This is a genomic window from Goekera deserti (genome assembly GCF_010685995.1).
Lineage (GTDB): Bacteria > Actinomycetota > Actinomycetes > Mycobacteriales > Geodermatophilaceae > Goekera > Goekera deserti.
Genome location: NZ_JAAGWK010000008.1, coordinates 26,665 through 50,232, shown reverse-complemented (window position 1 = coordinate 50,232; position 23,568 = coordinate 26,665). Strand labels below are relative to the sequence as shown.

At 74.5% G+C, this 23,568-nt stretch carries 27 protein-coding genes and 1 tRNA gene; 15 read left to right on the top strand and 13 right to left on the bottom strand.

The window, feature by feature from the left end:
• The first annotated feature begins 141 nt into the window (after nt 1–141).
• The 4 genes from G1H19_RS03610 to G1H19_RS03595 are packed head-to-tail and all read left to right on the top strand — an operon-like array spanning nt 142 to nt 3,807.
• Nucleotides 142–1,098 carry an ABC transporter ATP-binding protein gene (locus tag G1H19_RS03610; RefSeq protein ID WP_162393311.1) on the top strand — a complete coding sequence of 319 codons (957 nt, stop codon included), beginning with the start codon at nt 142–144 and terminating at the stop codon, nt 1,096–1,098.
• Between the two features lie 32 nt (nt 1,099–1,130).
• Complete coding sequence (locus G1H19_RS03605) at nt 1,131–1,949, top strand: ABC transporter permease (RefSeq protein ID WP_152730267.1); 819 nt, start codon at nt 1,131–1,133, stop codon at nt 1,947–1,949.
• A gap of 41 nt (nt 1,950–1,990) precedes the next feature.
• A complete protein-coding gene (locus tag G1H19_RS24380) occupies nt 1,991–3,184 on the top strand; it encodes a sensor histidine kinase (protein ID WP_202925975.1) in 1,194 nt (397 codons plus the stop codon).
• Nucleotides 3,181–3,807, top strand: coding sequence for a response regulator transcription factor (locus G1H19_RS03595; RefSeq protein WP_162393312.1), 627 nt, complete (start codon nt 3,181–3,183; stop codon nt 3,805–3,807). Before G1H19_RS24380 ends, G1H19_RS03595 begins: the two co-directional genes overlap by 4 nt.
• Nucleotides 3,808–3,846: 39 nt before the next feature.
• Here G1H19_RS03595 and G1H19_RS03590 read toward each other — a convergent pair whose 3' ends face one another.
• Both G1H19_RS03590 and G1H19_RS03585 read right to left on the bottom strand, forming a co-directional pair.
• Complete coding sequence (locus tag G1H19_RS03590; protein ID WP_152730264.1) at nt 3,847–4,026, bottom strand: hypothetical protein; 180 nt, start codon at nt 4,024–4,026, stop codon at nt 3,847–3,849.
• A 108-nt stretch (nt 4,027–4,134) separates the two neighbouring features.
• Nucleotides 4,135–5,979: an acyl-CoA dehydrogenase gene (locus G1H19_RS03585; RefSeq protein WP_152730263.1), complete on the bottom strand. Its 1,845-nt coding sequence runs from the start codon at nt 5,977–5,979 to the stop codon at nt 4,135–4,137.
• Nucleotides 5,980–6,322: 343 nt separating this feature from the next.
• Here G1H19_RS03585 and G1H19_RS22480 point away from each other — a divergent pair, with 343 nt between their 5' ends.
• Together G1H19_RS22480 and G1H19_RS03575 are read left to right on the top strand one after the other, a co-directional pair.
• Nucleotides 6,323–6,571, top strand: coding sequence for a hypothetical protein (locus tag G1H19_RS22480; RefSeq protein ID WP_202925976.1), 249 nt, complete (start codon nt 6,323–6,325; stop codon nt 6,569–6,571).
• Between the two features lie 22 nt (nt 6,572–6,593).
• Entirely contained in the window at nt 6,594–7,073 is a 480-nt protein-coding gene (locus G1H19_RS03575; protein WP_152730262.1) for an OsmC family protein, read from the top strand.
• 120 nt (nt 7,074–7,193) lie between these two features.
• On the opposite strand, the gene G1H19_RS03570 is transcribed toward G1H19_RS03575, so the two are convergent.
• From G1H19_RS03570 to G1H19_RS23820, 3 genes are all read right to left on the bottom strand, one after another.
• Nucleotides 7,194–7,616, bottom strand: coding sequence for a hypothetical protein (locus tag G1H19_RS03570; protein WP_235928231.1), 423 nt, complete (start codon nt 7,614–7,616; stop codon nt 7,194–7,196).
• Between the two features lie 77 nt (nt 7,617–7,693).
• Nucleotides 7,694–8,323, bottom strand: coding sequence for a TetR/AcrR family transcriptional regulator (locus G1H19_RS03565; RefSeq protein ID WP_162393313.1), 630 nt, complete (start codon nt 8,321–8,323; stop codon nt 7,694–7,696).
• 197 nt (nt 8,324–8,520) lie between these two features.
• A complete protein-coding gene (locus G1H19_RS23820; protein WP_268895201.1) occupies nt 8,521–8,652 on the bottom strand; it encodes a hypothetical protein in 132 nt (43 codons plus the stop codon).
• A 210-nt stretch (nt 8,653–8,862) separates the two neighbouring features.
• Here G1H19_RS23820 and G1H19_RS03560 point away from each other — a divergent pair, with 210 nt between their 5' ends.
• The 4 genes from G1H19_RS03560 (at nt 8,863) to G1H19_RS03545 (ending at nt 11,935) form a co-directional block, all read left to right on the top strand.
• On the top strand, nt 8,863–9,567 hold the full coding sequence (locus G1H19_RS03560; RefSeq protein ID WP_152730260.1) for a TetR/AcrR family transcriptional regulator: 705 nt from the start codon (nt 8,863–8,865) through the stop codon (nt 9,565–9,567).
• A gap of 108 nt (nt 9,568–9,675) precedes the next feature.
• Nucleotides 9,676–10,029: a DUF3140 domain-containing protein gene (locus tag G1H19_RS03555; protein WP_152730259.1), complete on the top strand. Its 354-nt coding sequence runs from the start codon at nt 9,676–9,678 to the stop codon at nt 10,027–10,029.
• Between the two features lie 10 nt (nt 10,030–10,039).
• On the top strand, nt 10,040–10,765 hold the full coding sequence (locus G1H19_RS03550) for a class I SAM-dependent methyltransferase (protein ID WP_235928232.1): 726 nt from the start codon (nt 10,040–10,042) through the stop codon (nt 10,763–10,765).
• Between the two features lie 141 nt (nt 10,766–10,906).
• Complete coding sequence (locus G1H19_RS03545; protein ID WP_152730258.1) at nt 10,907–11,935, top strand: type III polyketide synthase; 1,029 nt, start codon at nt 10,907–10,909, stop codon at nt 11,933–11,935.
• A 60-nt stretch (nt 11,936–11,995) separates the two neighbouring features.
• Here G1H19_RS03545 and G1H19_RS03540 read toward each other — a convergent pair whose 3' ends face one another.
• Both G1H19_RS03540 and G1H19_RS03535 read right to left on the bottom strand, forming a co-directional pair.
• Nucleotides 11,996–13,666, bottom strand: coding sequence for a purine-cytosine permease family protein (locus G1H19_RS03540; RefSeq protein WP_152730257.1), 1,671 nt, complete (start codon nt 13,664–13,666; stop codon nt 11,996–11,998).
• 174 nt (nt 13,667–13,840) lie between these two features.
• A tRNA-Gly gene (locus tag G1H19_RS03535) sits at nt 13,841–13,911 on the bottom strand.
• A gap of 88 nt (nt 13,912–13,999) precedes the next feature.
• Here G1H19_RS03535 and G1H19_RS03530 point away from each other — a divergent pair.
• On the top strand, nt 14,000–14,647 hold the full coding sequence (locus G1H19_RS03530; RefSeq protein ID WP_152730256.1) for a class I SAM-dependent methyltransferase: 648 nt from the start codon (nt 14,000–14,002) through the stop codon (nt 14,645–14,647).
• A 4-nt stretch (nt 14,648–14,651) separates the two neighbouring features.
• Here the strand turns inward: G1H19_RS03530 and G1H19_RS03525 are convergent, their stop codons facing one another.
• On the bottom strand, nt 14,652–15,389 hold the full coding sequence (locus G1H19_RS03525) for a dienelactone hydrolase family protein (RefSeq protein WP_162393314.1): 738 nt from the start codon (nt 15,387–15,389) through the stop codon (nt 14,652–14,654).
• Between the two features lie 205 nt (nt 15,390–15,594).
• Between G1H19_RS03525 and G1H19_RS03520 the strand changes: the two genes are divergently transcribed.
• Genes G1H19_RS03520 through G1H19_RS03510 form a run of 3 tightly spaced genes read left to right on the top strand, consistent with a single transcriptional unit; the run spans nt 15,595 to nt 18,173 of the window.
• Entirely contained in the window at nt 15,595–15,942 is a 348-nt protein-coding gene (locus G1H19_RS03520) for a hypothetical protein (RefSeq protein ID WP_152730254.1), read from the top strand.
• Nucleotides 15,943–15,979: 37 nt separating this feature from the next.
• Complete coding sequence (locus tag G1H19_RS24375; RefSeq protein WP_235928233.1) at nt 15,980–17,500, top strand: sensor histidine kinase; 1,521 nt, start codon at nt 15,980–15,982, stop codon at nt 17,498–17,500.
• 10 nt (nt 17,501–17,510) lie between these two features.
• On the top strand, nt 17,511–18,173 hold the full coding sequence (locus G1H19_RS03510; RefSeq protein WP_162393315.1) for a response regulator transcription factor: 663 nt from the start codon (nt 17,511–17,513) through the stop codon (nt 18,171–18,173).
• Between the two features lie 62 nt (nt 18,174–18,235).
• Here the strand turns inward: G1H19_RS03510 and G1H19_RS03505 are convergent, their stop codons facing one another.
• Both G1H19_RS03505 and G1H19_RS24370 read right to left on the bottom strand, forming a co-directional pair.
• Nucleotides 18,236–18,589 carry a hypothetical protein gene (locus G1H19_RS03505; RefSeq protein WP_162393316.1) on the bottom strand — a complete coding sequence of 118 codons (354 nt, stop codon included), beginning with the start codon at nt 18,587–18,589 and terminating at the stop codon, nt 18,236–18,238.
• A 108-nt stretch (nt 18,590–18,697) separates the two neighbouring features.
• Nucleotides 18,698–19,945, bottom strand: a complete 1,248-nt coding sequence (locus G1H19_RS24370) for an aminoglycoside phosphotransferase family protein (protein WP_152730252.1) — start codon at nt 19,943–19,945, stop codon at nt 18,698–18,700.
• 98 nt (nt 19,946–20,043) lie between these two features.
• Here G1H19_RS24370 and dcd point away from each other — a divergent pair, with 98 nt between their 5' ends.
• Nucleotides 20,044–20,640, top strand: coding sequence for a dCTP deaminase (dcd, locus tag G1H19_RS03495; RefSeq protein ID WP_152730251.1), 597 nt, complete (start codon nt 20,044–20,046; stop codon nt 20,638–20,640).
• Between the two features lies 1 nt (nt 20,641).
• Here the strand turns inward: dcd and G1H19_RS03490 are convergent, their stop codons facing one another.
• From G1H19_RS03490 to G1H19_RS03480, 3 genes are read right to left on the bottom strand one after another with little or no spacing between them, the layout of a single operon-like run.
• The gene (locus G1H19_RS03490) at nt 20,642–21,880 is read right to left on the bottom strand and encodes a CynX/NimT family MFS transporter (RefSeq protein ID WP_235928234.1); all 1,239 of its coding nucleotides are present in this window, start codon (nt 21,878–21,880) and stop codon (nt 20,642–20,644) included.
• A 57-nt stretch (nt 21,881–21,937) separates the two neighbouring features.
• Nucleotides 21,938–22,906, bottom strand: a complete 969-nt coding sequence (locus G1H19_RS03485) for a DUF389 domain-containing protein (RefSeq protein ID WP_202925977.1) — start codon at nt 22,904–22,906, stop codon at nt 21,938–21,940.
• Nucleotides 22,907–22,958: 52 nt separating this feature from the next.
• Complete coding sequence (locus tag G1H19_RS03480) at nt 22,959–23,522, bottom strand: hypothetical protein (RefSeq protein WP_152730250.1); 564 nt, start codon at nt 23,520–23,522, stop codon at nt 22,959–22,961.
• Nucleotides 23,523–23,568: the final 46 nt, after the last annotated feature.

Here is a 23,568-nt window from a genome sequence, read left to right as displayed (position 1 = left end):
TCTGTCATGCCCCACCCGTGCGGTTGCCCGGGCAGCTGGTGAGGCCACGCACCTGTGCCGGGGCCGATCCGGCGGCATCGTCGGAGGTGCGTTCGAACAGACGGCCCGACCGGGGCCGCCGGACGCGACGAGGAGGCTGTCGTGGCCGTACCCACCGCACCCGCACCGGCCCCCGCGGGCACCGCCCGCAGCACCGCGCCCGCCGTCGAGGTGGTCGACCTGCAGCGGCGCTACGGCGACTTCACCGCCGTCCGGGGCATCTCCTTCGAGGTCCACCCCGGGGAGGTCTTCGCCCTGCTCGGCGTCAACGGGGCCGGGAAGACCTCGGCGCTGGAGGTGCTCGAGGGCCTGGCCGACCCCGACGGTGGCAGCGTGCGCGTGCTGGGCGCCGACCCGGTCGCCGAGCGGGCCCGCGTGCGCCCGCACCTGGGCGTGCTGCTGCAGTCCAGCGGGCTGCCCGGCGACCTGACGGTGGCCGAGACGGTGCGCACCTGGGGCCGGACGCTCACCGCACCCCGCCCGGTCGACGAGGCACTGGACCAGGTGGGGCTCACCGGCCGGGCCGACGTGCGGGTGCGCAGTCTGTCCGGTGGTGAGCGCCGCCGGCTGGACCTGGCCCTGGCCCTGCTCGGCCGGCCGAGCGTCGTGGTGCTGGACGAGCCGACCACCGGGCTGGACCCGGAGAGCCGCCGTCAGGTGTGGCGGCTCGTGCAGGACATGGTCGCCGGCGGCGCCGCCGTCGTGCTCACCACGCACCACCTGGAGGAGGCCGAGGAGCTGGCCGACCGGGTCGCCGTGCTCAAGGCCGGGCAGATCGTGCTCAGCGGCACCCAGGCCGAGATCGCCGAGACCCAGCCGGCCACCATCCGCTTCACCCTGGACGAGGGCGCCCCGCTGCCGCCGCAGCCGGCCGGCGTCCAGGTGGTGTCCACCGCGCCCCGCGTGGAGTGGCACACCCGCGCCCTGCAGCCCGTGCTCGCCGACCTGCTCGGCTGGGCCGCCCGGCACGGCGTCGTGCTGCACGCCCTGCACGCCCGCGCCGCCTCGCTGGAGCAGGCCTTCCTCGCCGTCGCCGACGGCACGCACGACGCCGCCTGACCCCCCCCACCCCGCAGACCCCAGGAGCAGAGATGACCGCCACCCTGACCACCCCCACCGACCAGCGCGGTCCCAGCCGCGCCTCCCGCGTCCGCGCGCTGGCCACCGCGGAGACCCGCCTGCTGCTGCGCAACCGCACCGCGGTGGTGAACTCCGTGCTGCTGCCGCTGCTGCTCGTCGCCGCGATCCCGTTCCTCGGCATCGGGGAGGACATCGCCGGCTTCGGCCCGACGCTGGTGATCAGCGGCGCCGCGGTCGCCCTGGTGTTCCTCGTCTACTACAACACCGTGACGACGTTCGTGGCCCGCCGCGAGGACCTCACCCTGCAGCGCATGCGCACCGGCGAGCTCACCGGCCTGGAGGTCCTGGTCGCCACTGCTGCGCCCAGCGTGCTCATCGCCCTCGGGCAGGTGCTCCTGACCGGGGTCGGCGTGCTGGCCATCGGCCGGTGGGAGGCCCCCACGGAGTACGTGCTGCCGCTGGTCGCCCTGTTCGCCGGCGCGGTGCTCGTCGTCCTGCTGGGTGCGGTGAGCACCGCCTTCACCCGGACGCCGGAGAGCGCCCAGGTGACCACGTTCCCCTTCGTGATGATCGCGCTGCTGCTGTCCGGGCTGATGATCCCGCTGGCCTCGATGCCCGACCAGCTCGCCCAGGTGGCCCGGCTGTTGCCGATGACCCCGGTGGTGGAGCTGCTCCGGCTGGGCCTGGCCGGCCAGGCCTGGGACGGCGCCACGGTGGACGCCGCCGGGGCCTGGGCTGCCGGCCTGCAGCCGCTGGGCGTGCTGGTCGCCTGGCTGCTGCTCGGGTCGCTGGCCGCGCGCCGCTGGTTCCGCTGGGCGCCCCGTCGGTGACCAGCGCCACCCGCTCCGGTCGGTACGGCAGCATGGCTGCCGTGCCGACCGTCTCGCGCTGGTGGAGCAGCCGCACCGACCCGCAGCGGATCGAGCTGTACACCCGCTCGTCGTTCTACAGCTTCGCCTGGGGCATGCCGCTGCTGGCCCTGCTGGTGCTCGCCGCCACCGGGCCGAGCAGCGTCGTCGACGTCGTGCCCTACCTGGGCTGCGTGGCGGTCACCGCGGTGCTCTGCTGGGTGCTGACCCGCGCCGGGCTGGCCACCCGCGAGTCCGGGGCCCGGGTCGACGCACGGCTGGTGACCGGGGCCTGTGCCGCCGCCCTGCTCACCTCCGGCGTGGCGCTGGCCACCCTGCGCTTCGAACCCCGGGGTGACAGCCAGGCGCTGCTGTGGGCCACCGTGCTGGCACCGCTGTCGGTGCTCTGCGTCCTGGCGACCGTGTGGGAGACCCGGCGGCTGGTCCTCGCCGCCGTCCCGGTCGGCGTGCTGGCCGGGACGGCGGTGCTGCTGCTCGGCGACCCGGCTCCGCAGGCGCTGCTGCAGGGCGTCGTGCTGGGGGTGACCGCGATGTTCCTGGCGGCGTCGTTCCGGTTCACCGTGTGGCTGCTGGACGTGGTGCTGGAGATGGAGCGCAGCCGGGGCGTGCAGCTGCGGCTGGCGGTCGCCGAGGAGCGGCTGCGCTTCGCTCGCGACCTGCACGACGTCATGGGCCGCAACCTGTCCGCGATCGCGGTGAAGGGGCAGCTGGCCGAGCAGCTGGTCCGCCGGGGCCGCGAGGGCGCTGCCGAGGAGGTCGCCGACATCAGCCGGATCGCCGAGGAGTCGCTGCGCGAGGTGCGCGAGGTGGTGCGCGGGTACCGCAGCACCGACCTGACCAGCGAGCTGACCGGCGCCCGCTCGGTGCTCCGTGCCGCCGGGGTGAGCTGCACCGTCACCGGTGAGGACGTCGGTGGCACGCTGCCCGACGAGGCGCAGACGGCGCTCGCGTGGGTGGTGCGGGAGGCGGTGACCAACGTGCTGCGGCACAGTCGGGCCACGACCTGCACGATCGTGCTGCAGCGCGAGGCCGGGGAGGCGGAGCTGACCGTGCGCAACGACGGGGCACCCGAGGGGGCGCCGGCCACCCACGGCAACGGCCTGACCGGGCTGGCCGAGCGGCTGGGCAGCCGTGACCGGCTGCGCACCAGCGCCGGGGGCGGCTGGTACGCCCTCACCGCCCGGGTCTCCGCGTGAACGCCCCGGGTGCCGGGCCGATCCGGGTCGTGCTGGCCGACGACGAGAACCTCATCCGCTCCGCGCTGGCCGCCCTGCTGACCCTGGAGGACGACGTCGAGGTGGTCGCCCAGGCGGCCTCGGGTGCCGAGGCGCTGGCGATGGCCCGGGCGCACACCCCCGACGTCTGCGTCCTGGACCTCCAGATGCCCGACCGTGACGGCATCAGCGTGGCCGGGGAGCTGGCCACCGTCGTGCCGGGCTGCGCGGTGGTCATCGTGACCGGCCACGGCCGTGCCGGGCACCTCAAGCGGGCGCTGGAGGCCGGCGTGCGCGGGTTCCTGCCCAAGACGGTCAACGCCGCGGTGCTCGCCGACGTCGTCCGGACCGTGCACCGCGGCGGCCGCTACGTCGACCCGGAGCTCGCCGCGGAGGCGATCAGTGCCGGGGAGAGCCCGCTGACCCCGCGGGAGGCCGACGTGCTGGAGCTCGCGGCCGGCGGTGCCCCGGTGGAGGAGATCGCCGCCCGGGCGCACCTGTCGGCGGGCACGGTGCGCAACTACCTGTCCGCGGCCGCCACGAAGCTGGGCGCGCCGAACCGGCACGCGGCCGTGGAGACCGCGCGCCGGCACGGCTGGATCTAGGCGGTCCGGCGGGGGAGCGCCCGGCGGGGAGCGCCCGCCTCAGCCGGAGCTGTTGCCCGACCGGACGACCGAGTCGTCGTCCTGGGCGTCGTCGTCGGTGGTGAGCGTGACGTCCCGCTCGCTGCCGTCGCTCCGGTTGTCGCCGGTGCGACCGTCGACCAGGTCCTCCTCGGCGTCGGCCGTGTCGGGGGACTCGCCGTAGCCGGTGCTCTCGCTCATGGGTCTCCTCGGGGGTGGGGCCCCGGTCCTGCCCCGCCACCGGCCCCCTCGAACACGACGGCGCCGCCTCCCCGGGGGGAGACGGCGCCGTGACGCGCTGCGGCCGGCTCAGAAGGCGGCCTCGTCGACCTCCATGAGGGAGTTGTCCGTGGTCTCGACGATCTGCCGCTCGCTGGTGATCTTGGGCAGCACCTGGGAGGTGAAGAACCGGGTGGCGGCGAGCTTGCCCTCGTAGAACAGCCGGTCCTTCTCGGTGACCTCGCCGGCCAGCGCGGTCAGCGCCACCTCGGCCTGCCGGACCAGCAGCCAGCCGGTCACCAGGTCACCGGTGGCCAGCAGCAGCCGGGAGGTGTTCTGGGCGACCAGGTAGAGAGCCTTCATGTCGTCGGTGGCGCCGCCGAGCTGGGTGAACATCGCCGACAGCATCGCCTGCACGTCGGCCAGTGCGGTGCCCAGCAGCGCGCGCTCGACCTTGAGCCGGCCGTTGCCCGCCTCGGAGTCCAGGGTGGCCTGGATCTGCTCGGCCAGCCAGGTGAGGGCGACGCCGCCGTCCTTGACGATCTTCCGGAAGAAGAAGTCCTGGCCCTGGATGGCCGTGGTGCCCTCGTAGAGGGTGTCGATCTTGGCGTCCCGCACGTACTGCTCGATCGGGTAGTCCTGCAGGTACCCCGAACCGCCGAGGGTCTGCAGCGACTCGGCCGAGAGCAGCTGGCTGGCCCGCTCGGAACCGTAGCCCTTCACGATCGGCAGCAGCAGGTCGTTGACCTTGGCCGCCAGCTTCGCGGCGTCGCTGTCACCGCGGCCCGCGGCCTCCTCCTCCAGCACCTGGTCGCGGAAGGAGGCCGCGTACAGGTACAGCGCGCGCATGCCCTCGGTGTAGCTCTTCTGCAGCATCAGCGAGCGCCGCACGTCGGGGTGGTGGGTGATGGTCACCCGCGGGGCGTCCTTCGTGGTCGCGGTGAGGTCGGCGCCCTGCACCCGGGTCTTGGCGTACTCCAGGGCCACCAGGTACCCGGCGGACAGGGTGGCGATGGCCTTGGTGCCGACGAACATGCGGGCGTGCTCGATGATCCGGAACATCTGGGCGATGCCCTCGTGCACGTCGCCGACGAGCCAGCCCTTGGCCGGCACCGGGCCCTCGCCGAAGGTGACCTCGCAGGTCGCGGAGACCTTGAGGCCCATCTTCTTCTCCACGTTGGTGACGTAGACGCCGTTGCGCTCGCCCAGCTCGCCGGTCTCGGCGTCCACGTGGAACTTGGGCAGCACGAACAGCGACAGGCCCTTGGTGCCCGCCCGCGCGCCCTCGGGGCGGGCCAGCACCAGGTGGACGATGTTGTCCGTCAGGTCGTGGTCGGCCGAGGTGATGAAGCGCTTCACGCCGAACAGGTGCCAGGAGCCGTCCTCCTGCTGCACGGCCCGCGTGCGGCCGGCGCCCACGTCCGACCCGGCGTCGGGCTCGGTCAGCACCATGGTGGCGCCCCAGCCGCGGTCGATCATCAGCTGGGCGAACTTCTTCTGCTCGTCGTTGCCCATCTCGTACAGCGTGGCGGCGAACGACGGCCCGGAGCCGTACATGAACGCGGCCGGGTTGGCGCCGAGCATCATCTCGTAGGCGGCCCACCGCATGCTGACCGGGGCACCGAAGCCACCGAGCTCCTCGGGGAGCTCCAGGCGGAACCAGTCGCCGTCCATGATCGCCTGGTAGGACTTCTTGAACGACTCGGGCAGCGTCACCGAGTTGGTCGCGGGGTCGAACACCGGCGGGTTGCGGTCGGCGTCGGCGAACGACTCCGCGACCGGCCCCTCCGACATGCGGCGGATCTCGGCCAGCACGCCCCGGGCGGTCTCGACGTCCATCTGTTCGAACGGGCCCGTGCCGAACCGGTCCTTGGTGTCGAGGAACTCGAACAGGTTGAACTCGAGGTCGCGCAGGTTGGCGGTGTAGTGGCTCATGTGGAAAGGCTCCCGGCAGCAGACGAGGCGGGTGACTTACTCGCCAGTAACAAACGATATTACCCACTGGTAAGCGGCAGCAAGGGGCATCGACTCGAACAGGGGGTGCCCCGCACGTCGCACAGCTTCTCCACCATGTCGACCAGATCACTGAGGTATCTGCTGCCGGACCCTGGCGGAGCGGCCACGGGTGGGGCACTCTCGGCGTCGTGAGCCGTGCCGACCTGGAGCCCTTCTGGCCCGGCCGACGGCTCGACGCCTTCGACGGCCTCTGTCGGGCGGCCGCACGCCCCGCGCCGGAGCCACCGGTCGAGCCCTGACGTCCCGGGCTCGGCCGGCGCCGGTGCACGTCTGCGGGGAGTGCGGCCACCGGGACCGTCCGCACGTCCCCGCCGTCCCCCGGAGCACCCGTACGTCCGTCACCGACGCGCTCGTCGCCCACAACGCCCGTTACGCCGCCACCTCCACCGGCCCGCTGCCCCTGCCCCCGGCCAAGCGCGTCGCCGTCGTCGCCTGCATGGACGCGCGGATCGACAGCGTCCGCGGATTCGTCTTCGACGTCGCGACCGGCCGCCTGGCCGAGGTCGTCTGACCCCCATCGCCAGGAGCCCACCATGACCAGCACCCGCACCAAGCCCACCGTCGTCCCGTTCACCCACACCGCGACCGGCACCGGGGTGGCCCAGCGCGTCACCGTCGGCGGGGACGCCGGGCACGTCGTCGACGTCGACACCCACCCGGCCTTCGGCGGGCAGGACGCCGCCCCGAGCCCGCTGTCCTACGTGCTCGCCGCGCTGAGCAGCTGCAACCAGATCACCGCCAGCATCGTGGCGGGCGAGCTGGGCGTCGCGCTGGGCGCGTGGTCCTTCGAGGTCGGCGGCGACCTCGACACCGCCGTCCTGGTCTCCGGTGCCGACGGCAACGCCAACTTCGACTCCGTCCGCCTGGTGGTGCGCGTGCAGACCGACGCCACCCCCGAGCAGTTCGACCGGCTGGTCGCCGAGACCGAGCGGCGGTGCCCGGTCACCCAGCTGTTCCGCCGCAGCGGCCTGGTGTACGAGAGCACCTGGACGGCGACTCCGCTGGCCGGCTGACCAGCTGACCGTGGGCCCCCGGTGGGGCCCACGGTCCGGCGGCGTGTCGGACCGGCCTCACCGCTCTCGGGCGGCCCCGTCCGTCGCCCGGACCCGGCCCGGCCGGGGGCGACCGTCCGCTCAGTCGTCCAGGGCGGGGCCGGCCTGGTGGTCGGGGTGCCCGGCGGTGCGCTCGCGCTGCTTCATCCGCGCCTCGAACACGTGCCGGTCGCCGCCGGCGAGCTCCTGGCGGGCCCGCTCGTCGAAGGCCCGGAAGGTGCTCCAGTAGGTGGCGTCGTAGTCCTCGACGATCTGGAAGGTCCACCGGTCGGCGATCACGTTGCGGCCCACGAGGTCACGCTCCAGGTCGTCGGCCAGGGCGTCCTGGCCGGCCTTGCGGAACAGCTCCACGGCGTCCTGCAGGAGCAGGTCGGCCTTGCCGCTGTGCTGGTGGAAGCCGTAGAGCTGGCCGCGGGCCTGCTCCACGGTCTCCAGGGCCTCGGACAGCTTGCCGAGGCCCTCCACGGTGGTGTCGTCGAGGTCGGGGCGGGATCGGTCGGTCACGGGGTGGGTCATCTCCGCCGCGGCCACCGGGCAAACCTGCCGGTCCGTGGCTCCCACCACGGTCGCGGGCGACCGGCTCAGGTGCCGGCGACCGCCGCGTCGACGAGGCGCTCGGCGAGGTCCCGGCCGTGCGAGGCCGGGCCGTCGGGGCCCAGCAGCCCGCCGGAGAGGTACATGCCGTCGATGATCAGGTGCACCTGCGCGGCGAGGTCCTCCGCCCGGGCCGGCACGAGCTCGCCGGCCAGGCCGAGCAGCCGCTCGTGCAGCTCGTACTTGTAGTCGGCGGCGGCGCTGCGGGCGGGGTGCTGGGGGTCGTCGTACTCGCTGCTGACGTTGGTGAACGGGCAGCCGCGGAAGCCGGTGCGGGTGACGTCGGACTCCACGGCGTCCACGACGGACAGCAGTGCGGCCCGGGGGTCGCCGTCCAGCCGGTGCAGCTCGGCGTCGATGAAGGCGAGCACGGTGGCGGCCTTGCGGGAGAGGTAGGCCCCGACGAGGTCGTCCTTGCTCTTGAACAGCCGGTAGACGGTCATCTTGCCCAGGCCGGTCTCCCGGACGAGCTCGTCCATGCCCACGCTGCGCGAGCTGCGCGAGGCGAACAGTCGCTCGGCGGTGTCCAGCACGATCGCCTGACGCTCCTCGCGGGAACGGCGGATCGGCGTGGGTCCGTCGTCGGACGGGTCGAGGGGGAGCGCAGCGGCAGTCACGGGGCGATCGTGCAGCACCGCCGTGACGGATCAGTCCACGGCGCGCCGGTGACTACACGACGGCGCAGCGTCGTGTGCGACCAGGGGGTCGCGGGGTGCGGCGGAGGTGTCCGGGACGGGTGGGACCGGCTCGTCCGCTGCCCGGCGCCCGGTGCTCGGCGGGTGGGGGACGGGGCTTGCCCGCGTCCGCCCGGCGGTCAGGTGCGGCGGATCCGGCGGGGGTTGGCGAGCGAACGGGCCGTGGTGCCGGAGGAGCTCTCGTTCGACGACGCCGTCTCGCCGTCGGCGGAGCGGGTGGCGGTCTCTACCTCGCGCTGGGTGTCGGGCATGTGCACACACTGCCCGCAGCGGCCGCCGAGGACCACCCCCCGCGGGGGGTCGTGTCCGCCGGCACCCGAGACGTCGATCACGGTCTCCCAGGACGGGGGGGCGGAGCGAGGGCCCACCTGGGGGCACCCCGGTGTGTAGCCTCGTCCCCCATCTCCCGGCCGGGCCGGGAGGGGGCCGGCCGGCCCCGGGGCCGCGCGGAGGACGTGTGCATGTCGATCGGTGACCACGACGTCGTGGGGATCGAGGGTGGTGCTCCGGAGTCGGCGGCCCGCTGCCGGCCGCTGCGCCGCGACGCCGAACGCAACCGCCAGGTGATCCTGCGCGTGGCGGCGGAGGTCTTCGCCGAGCGCGGGCTGGACGCGGGCTTCGACGAGATCGCCCGACGGGCCGGGGTCGGGGTGGGCACCGTCTACCGTCGCTTCCCCGACCGGGACGACCTGGTGGCCGCCCTGTTCGAGCAGCGCGCGGCCGAGGTGGTCGCGTCGGCCGAGCGGCTGGCCCGAGGCGAGGACGCCTGGGCGTCGCTGTGCACGTTCATCGAGGAGCTCGCCGCCCTCCAGGTCGCCGACCGCGGCCTGCGCCAGGTGATCGCCGAGGCGGCGACGTCGGCGGAGCGCTTCGCGGAGGTGCACGAGCGTCTCGGCGGGGCACTGCGGGGGATGGTGGAACGGGCCCAGGCCGCCGGGGACCTGCGGCCGGACGTGACCGCCGAGGACATCCCGGTGCTCAGCCTGCTGGTCTCCTCGCTGTCCTGCGGCGGCCAGGACCCGGTCCTGTGGCGGCGGTACCTGGGCGTGGTCCTGGACGGCCTGCGTGCGCACCGCCCCGCGGCGACGCCACTGGCCGTCGGCCCGCTGGACGACCAGCGTCTGCACCAGGTGATGATCGCGCTCAGCCAGCGCCGCCAGCGCTGAGTCCCCCGGCCCGGCCGGGCGACGACGTGCGGTTTCCCGGTCGGCATCCCGCGGTACCGCCCCCTGGCCGGCGCACACCCGTCGGCGCACCAGTCGAGAGGCAGGGCGATGGCACAGCACGACCCGGACGAGACGCGCAGCGAGTTCGGCGAGGCGGTCAACATGACCGCGGGCGAGCTGGAGAAGTGGTTGGAGACCGAGCAGTCGCAGGCCGTCGGGCAGAAGTCCGGCGGGTCGGGGGAGTCGACCGGCCACGAGTCGGGCCGGCGCATCGTGCAGCTGCTGCACACCAAGAAGGCCGACCTCACCGAGGACGACCTCGCGCACATGCGGAAGGTCACCGGCTACGTGAAGCGGCACCTGGCCCAGGAGCCCAGCCACGAGGACGTCGAGACCTCCAAGTGGCGCTACTCGTTGATGAACTGGGGCCACGACCCGCTGAAGCAGGGCTCGCGGACGTAACGTGCTGGCGGTGCCCCGTCCCGAGCCGGCCGGCCCGACGCCGCTGCCCCGCAACGACCCCCGGCAGTACGAGCAGCTGGACGACCAGTGGTGGACCCCCACCGGTGGGTTCGCGATGCTGCACTGGCTGGCCGCCTCCCGGGCCGAGCACCTGCCACCGGCGCCGCACCCCGGCGCGCTGCTGGTGGACCTGGCCTGCGGTGGCGGGTTGATGGCCCCGCACGTGCAGCGGCTGGGCTACACGCACGTCGGCGTGGACATCGGGGCGGCGGGCCTGCGGCAGGCGCAGGCGCACGGGGTGGCCGCCGTCCGGGGTTCGGTGCTGGCGGTGCCGCTGGCCGACGGGTGCGCGGACGTGGTGCTCGCCGGCGAGGTGCTGGAGCACGTGCCGGACCCGGCCACGGTGCTCGCCGAGTGCGCCCGGCTGCTGCGGCCCGGCGGCACCCTGGTGCTCGACTCGATCGCCCGCACCCGCACCGCGGACGTCGTCGCGGTCCGGATCGCCGAGAAGCTCCCGGGTGGACCGCCCCCCGGCATCCACGACCCGGCGCTGTTCGTCGACCGCGCCGCGCTGCTCGCGGCCGCCGACCGGGTCGGCCTGGAGCTCCGGCTGACCGGCATCCGGCCCTCGGTCCGGGACCTCGTGGCCTGGCGCCGCGGTCGGCGCGACGTCGTCCGGATGCGGCCGATGCGCTACTCCGGCGTGCTCTTCGCCGGGTACGGGCACCGGCGCTGACCAGCACACCGGGGCGCCCGCACGTACGGTCGTGCCCGTGACCCCCCGTCCCAGCTTCCGTCCGGGAGGACCGCACGTGAGCGACCACGACCGCCGCGACGCCCGGCGCACGGCCAGCACCCCGCCCGCCGGCGGCCCGGCATGAGCACGGCCGTCGTCACCGGCGCCGGGCACGCACTCCCGGCCGCCGCGGAGCAGCGGGTGATGTGGGACGGCTACTTCGCCGGGCACTACGCGGGGGTGCGCGCAGCCGAGCGCGTGTTCATGGGCGCCGGGGTGCGCACCCGGCACGCCGTGGTCAACCCGATCGACGAGGACATCTCCGACTGGAGCACCGGCGCCCGGATGCGGCGCTACCTGCCGGAGGCGCTGCCGCTGGGCAAGCAGGCCGTGGCCGGAGCGCTCGACGCCGCCGGCCTCGCCCCCGGGGACGTCGGGCTGTTCGGCGTGGTCACCTGTACCGGCTACGCGACGCCCGGCCTGGACATCCGGCTGGCGAGCGACCTGGGCATGCCGTCGGACCTGCAGCGGCTGCTGGTCGGCCACATGGGCTGCTACGCCGCGATCCCGGGCCTGGCCGCCGTCGGTGACTTCGTCACGGCCCGGTCCCGGCCGGCGGTGCTGCTCTGCGTGGAGCTGACCAGCCTGCACGTTCAGCCGGCCCGGGCCGAGCTCGAGCAGGTCGTCTCGCACGCGCTGTTCAGCGACGCCGCGGCCGCCGTGGTGCTGGAGCCCGGTGCCGGCCGCGGCCGCCGGCTGGCCGGGGTGGTCGCCCGCACCGACGCCTCGACGTCGGACCACATGACGTGGGACGTCACCGACCTCGGCTTCCGGATGGGCCTGTCCCCGCGGGTGCCCGACGTGCTGTCCCGGCACGTGGGTGACGTGGTGGACGAGCTGCTGCAGGGCGCCGGCCTGCGGGTGGAGGACGTCGCCGGCTGGGCGGTGCACCCGGGTGGTCCGCGCATCCTGGACGTCGTCCGGGACGGCCTGGGGCTGGCCGAGGAGCAGATGGGCCCGTCCCGGCGGACCCTGGCCACCCACGGCAACTGCAGCTCGGCCACCGTGCTGCTGGTCCTGGAGGAGCTGGGCGACGTCGACGGCCCGGTCGTGGTCATGGCGTTCGGGCCGGGGCTGACCTTGTACGCGGCCCTGCTGCTGCCTGCCTGACGCTCCGCTGAGGTGGTGCGCCGAGTCGCCCGACGACTCGGCGCACCAGCCCCGTGCAGGTCAGGCGCGTGCAGGCTGCGCCGGCAGGATGTGGTCGCCGACCTTGTCGGTGCTCAGGCACAGCGAGCAGACGTGGGCGCCGTGCGTCTGGCAGGCGGCCATGTCCGGGCGCTCGTAGTCCTGGTCGCAGACGTGGCAGTGCAGCACCAGGGCCGAGGGGTTGCCGTCTCCGTCGAGCATCGGGGCGTCGATGCCGTCGTCGGTGCGGCGCAGGTAGTACCGCCCCTTCGTGGCGACGGCGATGACCGGCGGCAGCACCAGCGCCAGGCCGATGGCCACCAGCGGGGAGTACGGCGCGATCGTCTCGCCCAGGCCGCCGAAGAACACCAGGATCGAGACCCCGGCGGCGACGAGCATCGACACGAAACCGACCGGGTTGACCGCGTAGAGCATGCCGCGGCGGAACTCCGGCTGCTCGGGCGAGATGCCCAGCAGGTACTTGTTGATCGCGATGTCGCTGGCGACCACGACCACCCAGGCGATGCCGCAGTTGGCGTAGAAGCCCAGGATGGTGTTGAGGAAGTCGAACATGTCCGCCTCCATCAGCACCAGCGCGATGGCCAGGTTGACGCCGAGGAACACCAGCCGGCCCGGGTAGGTGCGGGTGACCCGGGTCCAGGAGTTCGTCCAGGCCAGCGAGCCGGAGTAGGCGTTGGTGACGTTGATCTTCACCTGGCTGATCACCACGAGGACGACGGCCAGGGTGAGCGCCAGCCAGCTCGGCATCATGTTCTCGTAGGTCTCCAGGAACTGCTGCACCGGCTGGTTGGCGATGTCGGCCCCGTCGGTGACGTTGGCGATGATGTAGACGGCCAGGAAGAGCCCGACGACCTGCTTCACCGCGCCGAACAGCACCCAGCCGGGCCCGGCCAGCACCACGGCGGTCCACCAGCGCCGGGAGTTCTCCGGTGTCTTCGGCGGCATGAAGCGCAGGTAGTCGATCTGCTCGGCGATCTGGGCGATGAGCGACAGGCACACCCCGGCCGCGAGCAGGATCGAGCCGACGTCGGTGCCGCCGTTCCCGCTCTCGCCCTGGTAGGCGAAGAAGTCGTCGATCGACTCGGGGTTGGTGACCACCAGGTAGCCGAAGGGCAGCACCATGAGCACCAGCCACAGCGGCGTCGTCCAGGTCTGGAGCTTGGTGAGCACCTTCATGCCGTAGATGACCAGCGGGAAGATGATGATCGTGGAGACGGCGTACCCGAGCCACAGCGGGACGCCGAGCCCCAGCTCCAACCCCTGGGCCATGATCGAGCCCTCGAGGGCGAAGAAGATGAAGGTGAACGTCGCGAAGATGACGTTGGTGACCACCGAGCCGTAGTAGCCGAAGCCGCTGCCGCGGGTGATCAGGTCGAGGTCGAGGTTGTACCGGGCCGCGTAGTAGGCCAGCGGGAAGCCGGTCAGGATGATCACCACCGCGAACAGCGCGATGCCCCACAGGGCGTTGGTGGTGCCGTAGCTGATGCCGATGTTCGCCCCGATGGCGAAGTCGGCCAGGTAGGCGATGCCGCCGAGGGCGGACACGGCGACGACGCTGGTCGACCACGTGCGGTAGCTGCGCGGGGCGAAGCGGAGGGTGTAGTCCTCCAGCGTCTCCCGGGTGGCGGCGTCGACCGACCGCACTGCCGGTGTGCCGGTGTCCGCGGTCGGTCGTGTCTCGCTCTGCGTCATCGCTGTCCCCCTGGCCGGCGGTACCTGCTCGTGCCGGGGGACGGTAGGGACGGCGTGTTGCCTGTGCGTCACCGTGTCGTCTCGTTCAGCTGGCCGGGACCGCACAGTGGTGCGGAGACGACGAAGGCCCGGCCGGGACGCGGTACTGCGTCCGGGACGGGCCTGTCAGGGGAGAGCGGGTGACGAGAATCGAACTCGCACTGTCAGCTTGGGAAGCTGATGTTCTACCATTGAACTACACCCGCGGCGGCTCGTGAGCCTGCATGGAGCACTCTAGCAAGCCCCCCGCGACCCCGGTGACGCCCTCCGTCCGGCTCCCGGCAGACTCCGGGGATGAGCGATCCCACCGACCGCTACGCCGGTTTCCCGCCCGGGTTCTTCGACCGGGACGACCCGTCCCCGGACACCGAGTTCTACGCCAGCGCGCGCTTCGTGACCCACATCGACGAGCCGGCCATCGAGGCCGTCGGCGACCTGTACGCCGAGCTGGGCCTGGACGGCCGGGCGCCCGCGCCGCGCCGCGTGCTGGACCTGATGTCGTCGTGGGTCTCGCACTTCCACGAGCCGCCGGCCGAGCTGGTCGTGCTCGGCATCAACGAGACCGAGCTGGCCGCCAACCCCGCCGCCACCGAGCGGATCGTGCAGGACCTGAACACCGACACCCGCATCCCGCTGCCCGACGACGACGTCGACGGCGTCGTCTGCTGCGTGTCGATCGACTACCTGGTGCACCCGATCGAGGTGCTCGGCGAGGTCGCCCGGGTGCTCCGGCCCGGCGGCACCGTGGCGATCACCTTCTCCAACCGCTGCTTCCCCACCAAGGCCGTGCACGGCTGGCTGGCCACCGATGACCAGCAGCACGGCACCGTCGTCGCCGAGCTGCTGCGCCGCACCGGCGGCTTCAGCGAGCCGCTCATCGAGCTGCGCACCATGCCGGGCGAGGGCGACCCGCTCTACGCGGTGACCGCGACGGCCCGCTGAGCGTTCACCGCACCGCGGTGTGTCGCTCCAGGAAGTCGAGGATGCGGGGCCACGCCTCGCCGGCGGCGGAGGCGGAGTAGGCGAAGTTCGCACCCAGCGGCACCACGCCGAACAGCTTGTGGTCACCGGTGAGGAAGGAGTGCCCCGCCCCGTCGTAGCTGCGCACGTCGTGCTCGACGTCGGCGACGGTCAGCCGGGCCGCGAGGGCGTCGCCGGCGCCGGGCAGGACGGTGTCCTCGGCCCCGAAGGACCCGATCACCGGTGGGCAGCGGGTCAGGTCGACGCGCTGGGCGGGCAGCCGGCCGTAGTTGTCGCTCACCGCGCGCAGCCCGGCCGGCCCCAGCGAGCCGAGCAGCAGCGCGAACGCCCCGCCCATGCAGAAGCCGATCGCGGCGGTGCGGTCGGCGTCGACCTCGCTGCGCGAGCGCACCCACTGCTGGACGGCGAGCAGGTCGTCGGTCACCGCGCCCGGTGCCCCGGCCAGCATCTCCCGCATCGACCGCACCAGGCAGCCGACCTTCACCCCGGCGCTGAACAGGTCGGGCACGATCGCCACCCAGTCGCGATCGGCGAAGCTCCGCCCCACGGTGGTGATCTCCGGCGTCAGCCCGAACGCCTCGTGCACCACGACCACCGCCGGCCAGCCGCCCGCCGGGGGCTCACCCGCCGGCAGCAGCAGCTGCGCGTGCAGCGCGCGGCCCCCGGCGAGGGGCACGGTCACGTCCTGGGGGTCGGTGGTCACGTCCGGACCCTGCCTCCCCGTGGGCCTCGGCGCCAACGGACTGTGTGCGGCGTCACGGCGGGCGTGACCCGGTGCGCGGGCCGACCGGCCTCGGCCCCGGCAGGTGCGTGCCCCCAGGCACCACGCGCCCGACGAAACCGGCGGATGAGAGGACTCTCATCCGGATGTCATGCGGCCGGGCGTGCCGGCCGTCCACGCTGGTCGCGTGACCCCACGCCGCCTCGCCACCTGGCTGGCCGGTGCGGTGCTGCTCGTGGCCGTGCTCGTCGTCGGCGTGGGGGCGCTGCGCCCGGCGTCGGTCGAGCGGGGGCCGTCGCCCGCGCCCATCACGGTGCCGGCCCCGGCGGGCACGCCCGGCGGCCCCGGCGAGGTCGGTGTCCCCCGGCCCAGCGCGGGTCCCGGCGCCCCCACCGCCGGGCCCCCACCCGGCGGGTCGGCACCCGGCGGGTCGGCCGGATCCGGCGGCGTGGTGCAGCCGCCCCCGGTCGACGACGACGGCGACGGCGACGACGACGACGCGGACGACGACACGGGTGAGGACGACGACGGGTGACGGGGACACCACCGGCCCGCGCGACGTTGGGCAGCCGGTGAGCGCAGTCCAGCAGGGGAGCCGTCGGCGGTGGGCGCCCCGTGCTGCCCGGACGCGGATCATCGGCTGGGTCCTGCTGCTGGTCATGCTGTCGCTGGCCGTGGTCACCTTCGTCACCTGGCGGCTGCTCATCCGAGCCACCGACGAGCGGATGGACGCCGCGCTGCGCGCCGAGGTCACCGAGTTCTCCGCCCTCACCCTGTCCGGCTTCGACCCGCTCACCGGGCAGCCGTTCACCGGGGTCGACGCCGTGCTGCGGTCGGTGATCACCTACAACCTGGCCCGCCCGAACGAGAAGTTCCTCGGCTACGTCGACGGCACCTACCGGTTCCAGAGCCGGATCGAGGCCCCGGTGCTGCTCAGCGAGGACGCCGCCTTCACCCGGCTGGTGGGGTCGGTGACCAGCACGCAGGCCGGCAGCTACGACAGCGGCGCCGGTGAGGTGCTGTACCTCGCCGTCCCGGTGTCCCTGCAGGGCGACCCGCAGCGCGGCGTCGTCGTGGTGGCCTACTTCGCCGACCAGGAACGCGAGCCCGCGGCGCAGACCGCCCGGCTGATGCTCGGCGTCGGGGCGCTGACCACGCTGGCCGCGGCCGGCGGCGCCTGGGTGGTGGCCGGGCGCATCCTCCGGCCGGTGCGCGACGTCGCCACCACCGCGCAGGGGATCACCGAGACGGACCTGTCCGGCCGCATCCCCGTCGAGGGCCGGGCCTCCGACGAGCTCACCGACCTGGCGCACTCGGTGAACGCCATGCTCGACCGGGTGGAGACCGGGGTCGCCGCCCAGCGGCGCTTCCTCGACGACGCCGGCCACGAGCTGCGCACCCCGATCACCATCGTGCGCGGCCACCTCGACGTGCTCGACCCGGCCGACCCGGCCGACGTCCGGGAGACCGTGGCGCTGGTCGACGACGAGCTGGACCGGATGAACCGCATCGTCAGCGACCTGCTGCTGCTGGCCCGGGCCGAGCAGCCGGCGTTCGTGCGGCCGCAGCCGGTCGACGTGGCGGCCCTCACCGCGGACGTGTTCGACAAGGTGCGCCGGCTGGGCGACCACGCGTGGGTGCTGGAGGACGTCGCCCAGGTGGACGCTGTGCTGGACCCGCAGCGGGTCACCCAGGCGCTGGTGGCGCTGGCCGACAACGCCGCCCGGTACACCGACGCCGGCGGGCGGATCGCGCTCGGCAGCCGGCTGTCCGCGGACGACCTGCGGTTCTGGGTGGCCGACAGCGGACCCGGCGTCGACGCCGGCGACCGCGAGCGCGTCTTCGAGCGCTTCGCCCGGGGCCGGTCCGGTGCCCGCCGCTCCGACGGCGCCGGCCTGGGCCTGTCCATCGTCACCGCCATCGCCGGCGCCCACGGCGGCCGCGTCGTGCTGGACAGCGTGCCCGGCCGCGGCGCCACCTTCACCCTCGTGCTGCCGGCCGACCTCGCCCCACCGGCGGGCGACAGCAGCGACACCGTCGACGACGCCACCGCGACCGCGGACGTCCCCGAACCCGTCGGAGGCACGCTGTGACCACAGGACTGTGAGCAGGATCCTGATCGCCGAGGACGAACCCCGGATCGCCTCGTTCGTGGAGAAGGGGCTGCGGGCCAACGGCTTCAGCACCAGCGTCGTCGGCGACGGCCTGACCGCGCTGGACCGCGCCCGCACCGGCGAGTTCGACCTGCTGCTGCTGGACATCGGGCTGCCGGTGCTCGACGGCTTCTCCGTGCTGCGGGCGCTGCGGGCCGAGCGCAGCACCATCCCGGTGGTGGTGCTCACCGCGCGGGACAGCGTGCAGGACACCGTCGCCGGGCTGGAGGGCGGGGCCGACGACTACATGGCCAAGCCGTTCCGCTTCGAGGAGCTGCTGGCCCGGGTGCGGCTGCGACTGGCCCCGGACCGGCAGGTGGCCGAGCTGACCGTGCTCGCCGCCGGCGACCTGTCGCTGGACCTGCGCACCCGGCGGGCCCGGGTGGGTGAGCGGACCATCGACCTGTCGGCCCGCGAGTTCGCCCTCACCGAGACCTTCCTGCGCCACCCCGGGCAGGTGCTGGCCCGGGAGCAGCTGCTCAGCCACGTGTGGGGCTACGACTTCGACCCGGGGTCCAACGTGGTGGACGTGTACGTGCGCTACCTGCGCAAGAAGCTGGGTGCGCACCGGATCGAGACGGTCCGCGGGATGGGCTACCGGCTGGCCGGCTGACCGCCGCGCACGCCGCGGCCCCCACCCCCGTACGGCGGGGGCGGGGGCTGCGGGCCGGGCGGTCAGTCGTCGGGCGTCGTGTCGTCCGGGGTGGCGTCGTCGGGGGTGGCGTCGTCCGCGGTCGCGGTGTCGGGGGTGGTGGTGTCCGGGCTCGCGTCGTCCGGGCTGGCGGTGTCCGGGCTGGCGTCGTCGGCCGAGTCGACCGCGCTCTCCGCGGGGGAGTCCGCGGACTCCGGGGAGGCGTCGGCCGGGCCGGCGCCGGGTCCCGCGTCGGCCGGGGCGTCGGTCACCGAGATCGACGGCTGCGAGCCGGTGCGGTCGTCGTCGGCGAGCGCGACACCGGTGCCGGCCAGGCCGAGCCCGGTGAGGGCGGCGCCGAAGGTGACGATCTTCCAGGTGGCGGGGCGGGCGTTCACGGGGGTTCCTCTCCTCGGTGGTCGTGCTGACAGGAACCAGGTTCGGCGCCGCGGGTGAGCCGGGAGGGAGAGCTCGATGAGTGCTCTCTCATCGCTCGTCCGCGCTGCTCAGCCGCCGGTCAGCGCGGCCTCGGCCAGGGCCAGCCGGGCCTCGGTGCGAGCCGGCCAGCCGGCCTGCTGCACCCGGAACGGCCCGGTCGCCAGGCCCAGCAGCACGGCGGCGACCCGGGCCCGCAGTGCGTCGTCGGGCCAGCGGCCGGCCAGCTCGGCGGTCCAGGCGGCCCGGGTGCGGATCACCGTCGCCGGGTCCGGCAGCAGCTGCTCCAGCACGGCCAGGTGCGCCAGCAGCGTCGCCCAGTCGTCCACCCGGTGCCCGGCCCCGGCGGTGTCCACGTCCAGCAGGCCGGTCACCGCGCCGTCGGTGACCAGCAGCTGGGCCTCGTACAGGTCGCCGTGCACGGGCACCCGCTCGTGCCGGCCGGGGTCCACGCCCTCCAGCGCCGCGCAGAGCCGGTCCAGCCGCGGGCGCAGGTGCGGCGCCACCATGCCGAGCACCGCGGCGTGCCCGCGGGCCCGGCCGAGCGCGTCGCCGGGGGCGTGCCGACCCGGGGCCGGCAGGTCCAGCGCAGCGGCCGGCAGCGCGTCGAGGACGGCGTCCACCGCGGCCAGGTCGGGCAGCCCGGCGCCGTCGCCGGCCAGCAGCGCACGCATCGGCGTGCCCGGCAGGCCCGGGAGCACCAGCACCCCGTCGGGGGTACCGGCCAGCACCGGCGGCACAGGGGCGCCGCTGCCGAGCACGGCGTGCCGTTCGGCCAGCGGCGCGGCGGCCCGGGGCCGCACCACCTTGAGGTACCAGGTGCCGCGGGCGGAGGTCACCTCGACGACGGCACGGCGGCCGGGCCGGTAGGCCCGCAGCCGCAGCCGGGCGTCCTCGGCGGGCACGCCGAGCCCGGGCAGCCGAGCGCGCACCGCCGCGGCCGACGTCGCCCAGGCCAGCGCCGGCAGCGCGGGGTCGTGCGGCCACCGCCACAGGCCGACCTCGACGGTGGTCCCCGACACGTCCCCGGCCAGCACCGCGGCGCCGTCCGGGATGCGGCTGCCGGTGGTGGCCGCCAGGGTGTCCCGCGCGGGCCGGCCGTCGGCGGTGACCAGCGACGCCGCGTACTGCACGATGGCCGCGCCGTCGGGCTGCAGGGTGACCGAGGTGGCGCGCAGCGACCGCAGGCCGGCTCCGGTGGGCGCCAGCGCCGCCGACCAGAGGTCGACCGCGGCCTCGCCGAGCAGCAGCTGCAGGGACGGCGGCCACCCGGCGGCGAGCGCGGGGGACGCGGCGGGGGCGAGCAGGCTGGTGGTCACCCCACCACGCTGCCCGCGCCGGATGAGCCGGGGATGAGAGGCGGATGTGCGGGTGACCCCGGCCGTGGCCCACCGCGGGCGTCAGTAGGCTCCGCGCCATGCTGCTGTCCGACCGCGACATCTCGGCCGCGATCGCGGAGGGCCGGCTGGGCATCGAGCCCTTCGACGCCGGGCTGGTCCAGCCCTCGAGCATCGACGTGCGGCTCGACCGGTTCTTCCGGGTGTTCAACAACGCGCGGTACACCCACATCGACCCGGCGCTGCAGCAGGACGACCTGACCAGCCTGGTGGAGCCCGACGGCGACGAGCCGTTCGTGCTGCACCCGGGGGAGTTCGTGCTCGGGTCCACCCTCGAGGTGGTGCGCATCCCCGACGACCTGGCAGCCCGGCTGGAGGGCAAGAGCTCGCTGGGCCGGCTGGGGCTGCTCACCCACTCCACCGCGGGCTTCGTCGACCCCGGGTTCACCGGTCACATCACCCTCGAGCTGTCGAACGTGGCGAACCTGCCGATCACCCTGTGGCCGGGCATGAAGATCGGGCAGCTGTGCCTGTTCCGGCTGTCCAGCCCGGCGGAGCACCCGTACGGCTCGTCGGTCTACGGCTCCCGCTACCAGGACCAGCGCGGCCCCACGCCGTCCCGGTCGTTCCGGAACTTCTCCCGCGCCGAGACGCGCCGCCCGGCCCCGCCCGTCTGAGTCAGTCCCGCAGCCGGCCGGCCGGCTCCGACAGCTCGTCGTCGACGTAGCGCTCGCGGCAGGCCACCCACCCCGCCACCGCCAGGACGGCGACGCCGCCCAGGCACAGCGCGAACATGCCCTCGTAGCCGCCGGTGATCCCCCGGGCGACGCCGACCAGCAGCGGGCCGCCGGCGGCGAGCAGGTACCCCCAGCTCTGGGTCATCGTGGACAGCGCCGCGGTCGACTCCGGGGTGCGGGCCCGCAACGCGAGCAGCGCCAGCATCATCGCGAAGGTGCTCATGGCCACGGCGAGCAGCAGCATCCACACCACGGTCGCCGTCAGCGGGGCCACCATCAGGCCGGTGAAACCGGCGACGTAGCAGCACAGGAACACCGCGAGCATCGGCCGCTGCAGGCGCTGGCGCACGGTGAGCGCGGCGACCACGGCGTTCAGCGGGATGCTGGCGATCGAGTTGACGCCGAGCAGGAGCCCGGCCGTCGAGGCGGCCATGCCCTGGTCGCGCAGGTACTGCGCCGTCCAGCCGATGACGATGTAGGCCTCCATCGCCTGGACGCCGAAGAAGACCACCATGGCCCAGGCCAGCCGGCTGCGGAACAGCATCCGCATGCGCACCGCCGTGTGCCCCTGCCGGGACGCCCCCGGCCGCGCCCGGACGGCGAGCCAGCCCACCGCCGCGACCAGGGCCGGCACCGCCCAGATGCCCAGCGCCCAGCGCCACCCGTCGGCGCCCAGGCTGCCGGCCACCGGCGCCGTGCTGATCGCCGCGGACGCGCCGCCCACGGTCATCGCGGTGCTGTACGCGCCGACCAGCAGCCCGACCCGGGTGGGGAAGTGGCGCTTCACCAGCCCGGGCAGCAGTACGTTGCCCAGCGCACCGCCCACCATCGCGCCCACCGTGCCCACCACGAAGACGCCGAACGAGTCGGAGAGCGCCCGCAGCAGCAGCCCGGCGGTCATGGACAGCAGGGCGGCGGCCAGCACGTGGGAGTCGCGGAAGCGCGCGGCCAGCGCCGGGCCGGTGAACCCGATGAGGGCGAAGCAGAGCACCGGCAGGCTGGTGATCACCCCGGCCGCACCGCTGGAGATGCCCAGCCCCTGCTCCACCTCGTCCAGCACCGGGCCGACGCTGGTGACCGCCGAGCGCAGGTTCAGCCCGGTCAGCACGATCGCCACGCCGATCAGCACCAGGCCGCGGCCGGCGGTGCCGGTGGTGGTGGTGGGTGCGGGTGCGGTCACGGCGTCGATGGTCCCTCCCGCGCGCGACCGGTCGTGCGGTGGGTCGGGCGCCCGCCCTCAGGTGGCGAGAGGCCCACCGACCCGGTCCGCCCGCGGGGTGGCCCGCGGGACGCGGTGCCAGACCAGCCGCTGCACCGACAGGGTCAGGTACGCCGCCACGAGGATGCCGACCAGGTTGATGGCCAGCTGCGCGGTGGCCGCCCAGAACTCGCCGGCCCCGCCCAGGGCCAGCGACAGCGCCATGTCCGCGGCCGCCGGGACGGTGGTGACGGAGATGAACACCCCGACCAGCGCACCGGACTTCGACGACGTCAGCGACAGCACGCCGGCGACACCGGCCAGCACCGCCACCACCCACGACCAGCGGTCGGGCCGGGTGATGAAGCCGGTGGCCGGCCGGGCGGCGTCCAGCAGCTCGGGGCCGTACCAGCCCAGCCACCGCCCCAGCAGTGCGACCACGGTGGTCACGACGATCGCCGCCGCGAACCCGGCGAACAGCGTGACCGCCGCACGGCGGGCGGTGTTGGGCCGCCGGGCCACCGCGGACACGGCCAGCGCGGCCAGCGGCGCGAACTCCGGGCCCAGCACCATCGCACCGATCACCAGGATCGCCGAGTCGTTGACGATCGCCACCCCGGCGAGCAGCGTGGCGATGGTGAGGAACGCCAGGTAGGAGCCGGACAGGCTGGAGTCGGCGTCGGTGGTGCGCACCACCTGCTCCCAGACGACGGCGTCCGCACCGTCGCCGGGGGCCTGCTCCTCGGCCCGCTCGGCCGGGCGGGACACCGCGGCGTCCACCGCCTCGATGGCGATGCCGCCGTCCTCGTCCACCCCGAGCCCGCGCAGCGCGGCGATCAGCCCGTCGGCGGACTCCCGGGCGACGTCGACGAGGAACAGGTCGCCGGGCGGCTGGATCGAGCCGCCGGGCACGATCGCCAGGTGCGCGCAGCCGCAGTCGGCGGCGAACAGCTCCCGCACGGCCTCGGACCGGTCGGTGGGCACGGTGACCCGCAGGTGGAGCAGCATGCCGTCACTGTGCCGGATCGTGCCGCCCGGCCGGGAGACGCCGGCTGCGCCGTCACCCCGGCGAGCTGACGGTGACCGTGCGGCGGGCCACGGGCGTGGCGCTGCCGTCGTCGGCCAGCCGCAGCAGGACGAGCTCGTGCGGCCCCTCGGCGGCCGGGGCGGCGAGCACCAGCGAGGGGCTCACGCACTGCGTCAGCTGCAGCGCGGGGCCGCTGTCGGTGCTCTGGTACTGCACCGTGCTGCCGGCGTCGCCGCGCACCGGCTCGCCGTCCAGGGTGACCACGTACCGGACGCCGTCCGGTCCGGTGAGCCGGTACTGCAGGACCGCACCCGGCTCCACCGGGTCGGGCTGGGCCGCGATGCCCGGCGTGGTGCAGTCGGCGGTGAGCGGGACGTCGCCGGTGCCGCGGCCGTTCACCAGCGCCAGCACACCGAACGCCACGATCGCCACGGCGAGCCACACCCAGTGGTTGCCCCGGCGGATCGGCTCCCGGTCGTCGGAGGCCAGGGTGCGCTCGTCGTTGATGTCCCGGGCGATGTGCATGCGCGAGCGCCGGTTGGCGGACCGCAGCTCGGGGTCCTCCCGGCCGCGCACCCCGCCGAAGATGAAGCTCACCGGCCCAGTGTCCCCCCGGCCCCGGCCGGTGGTGCCCGGTCCGGGC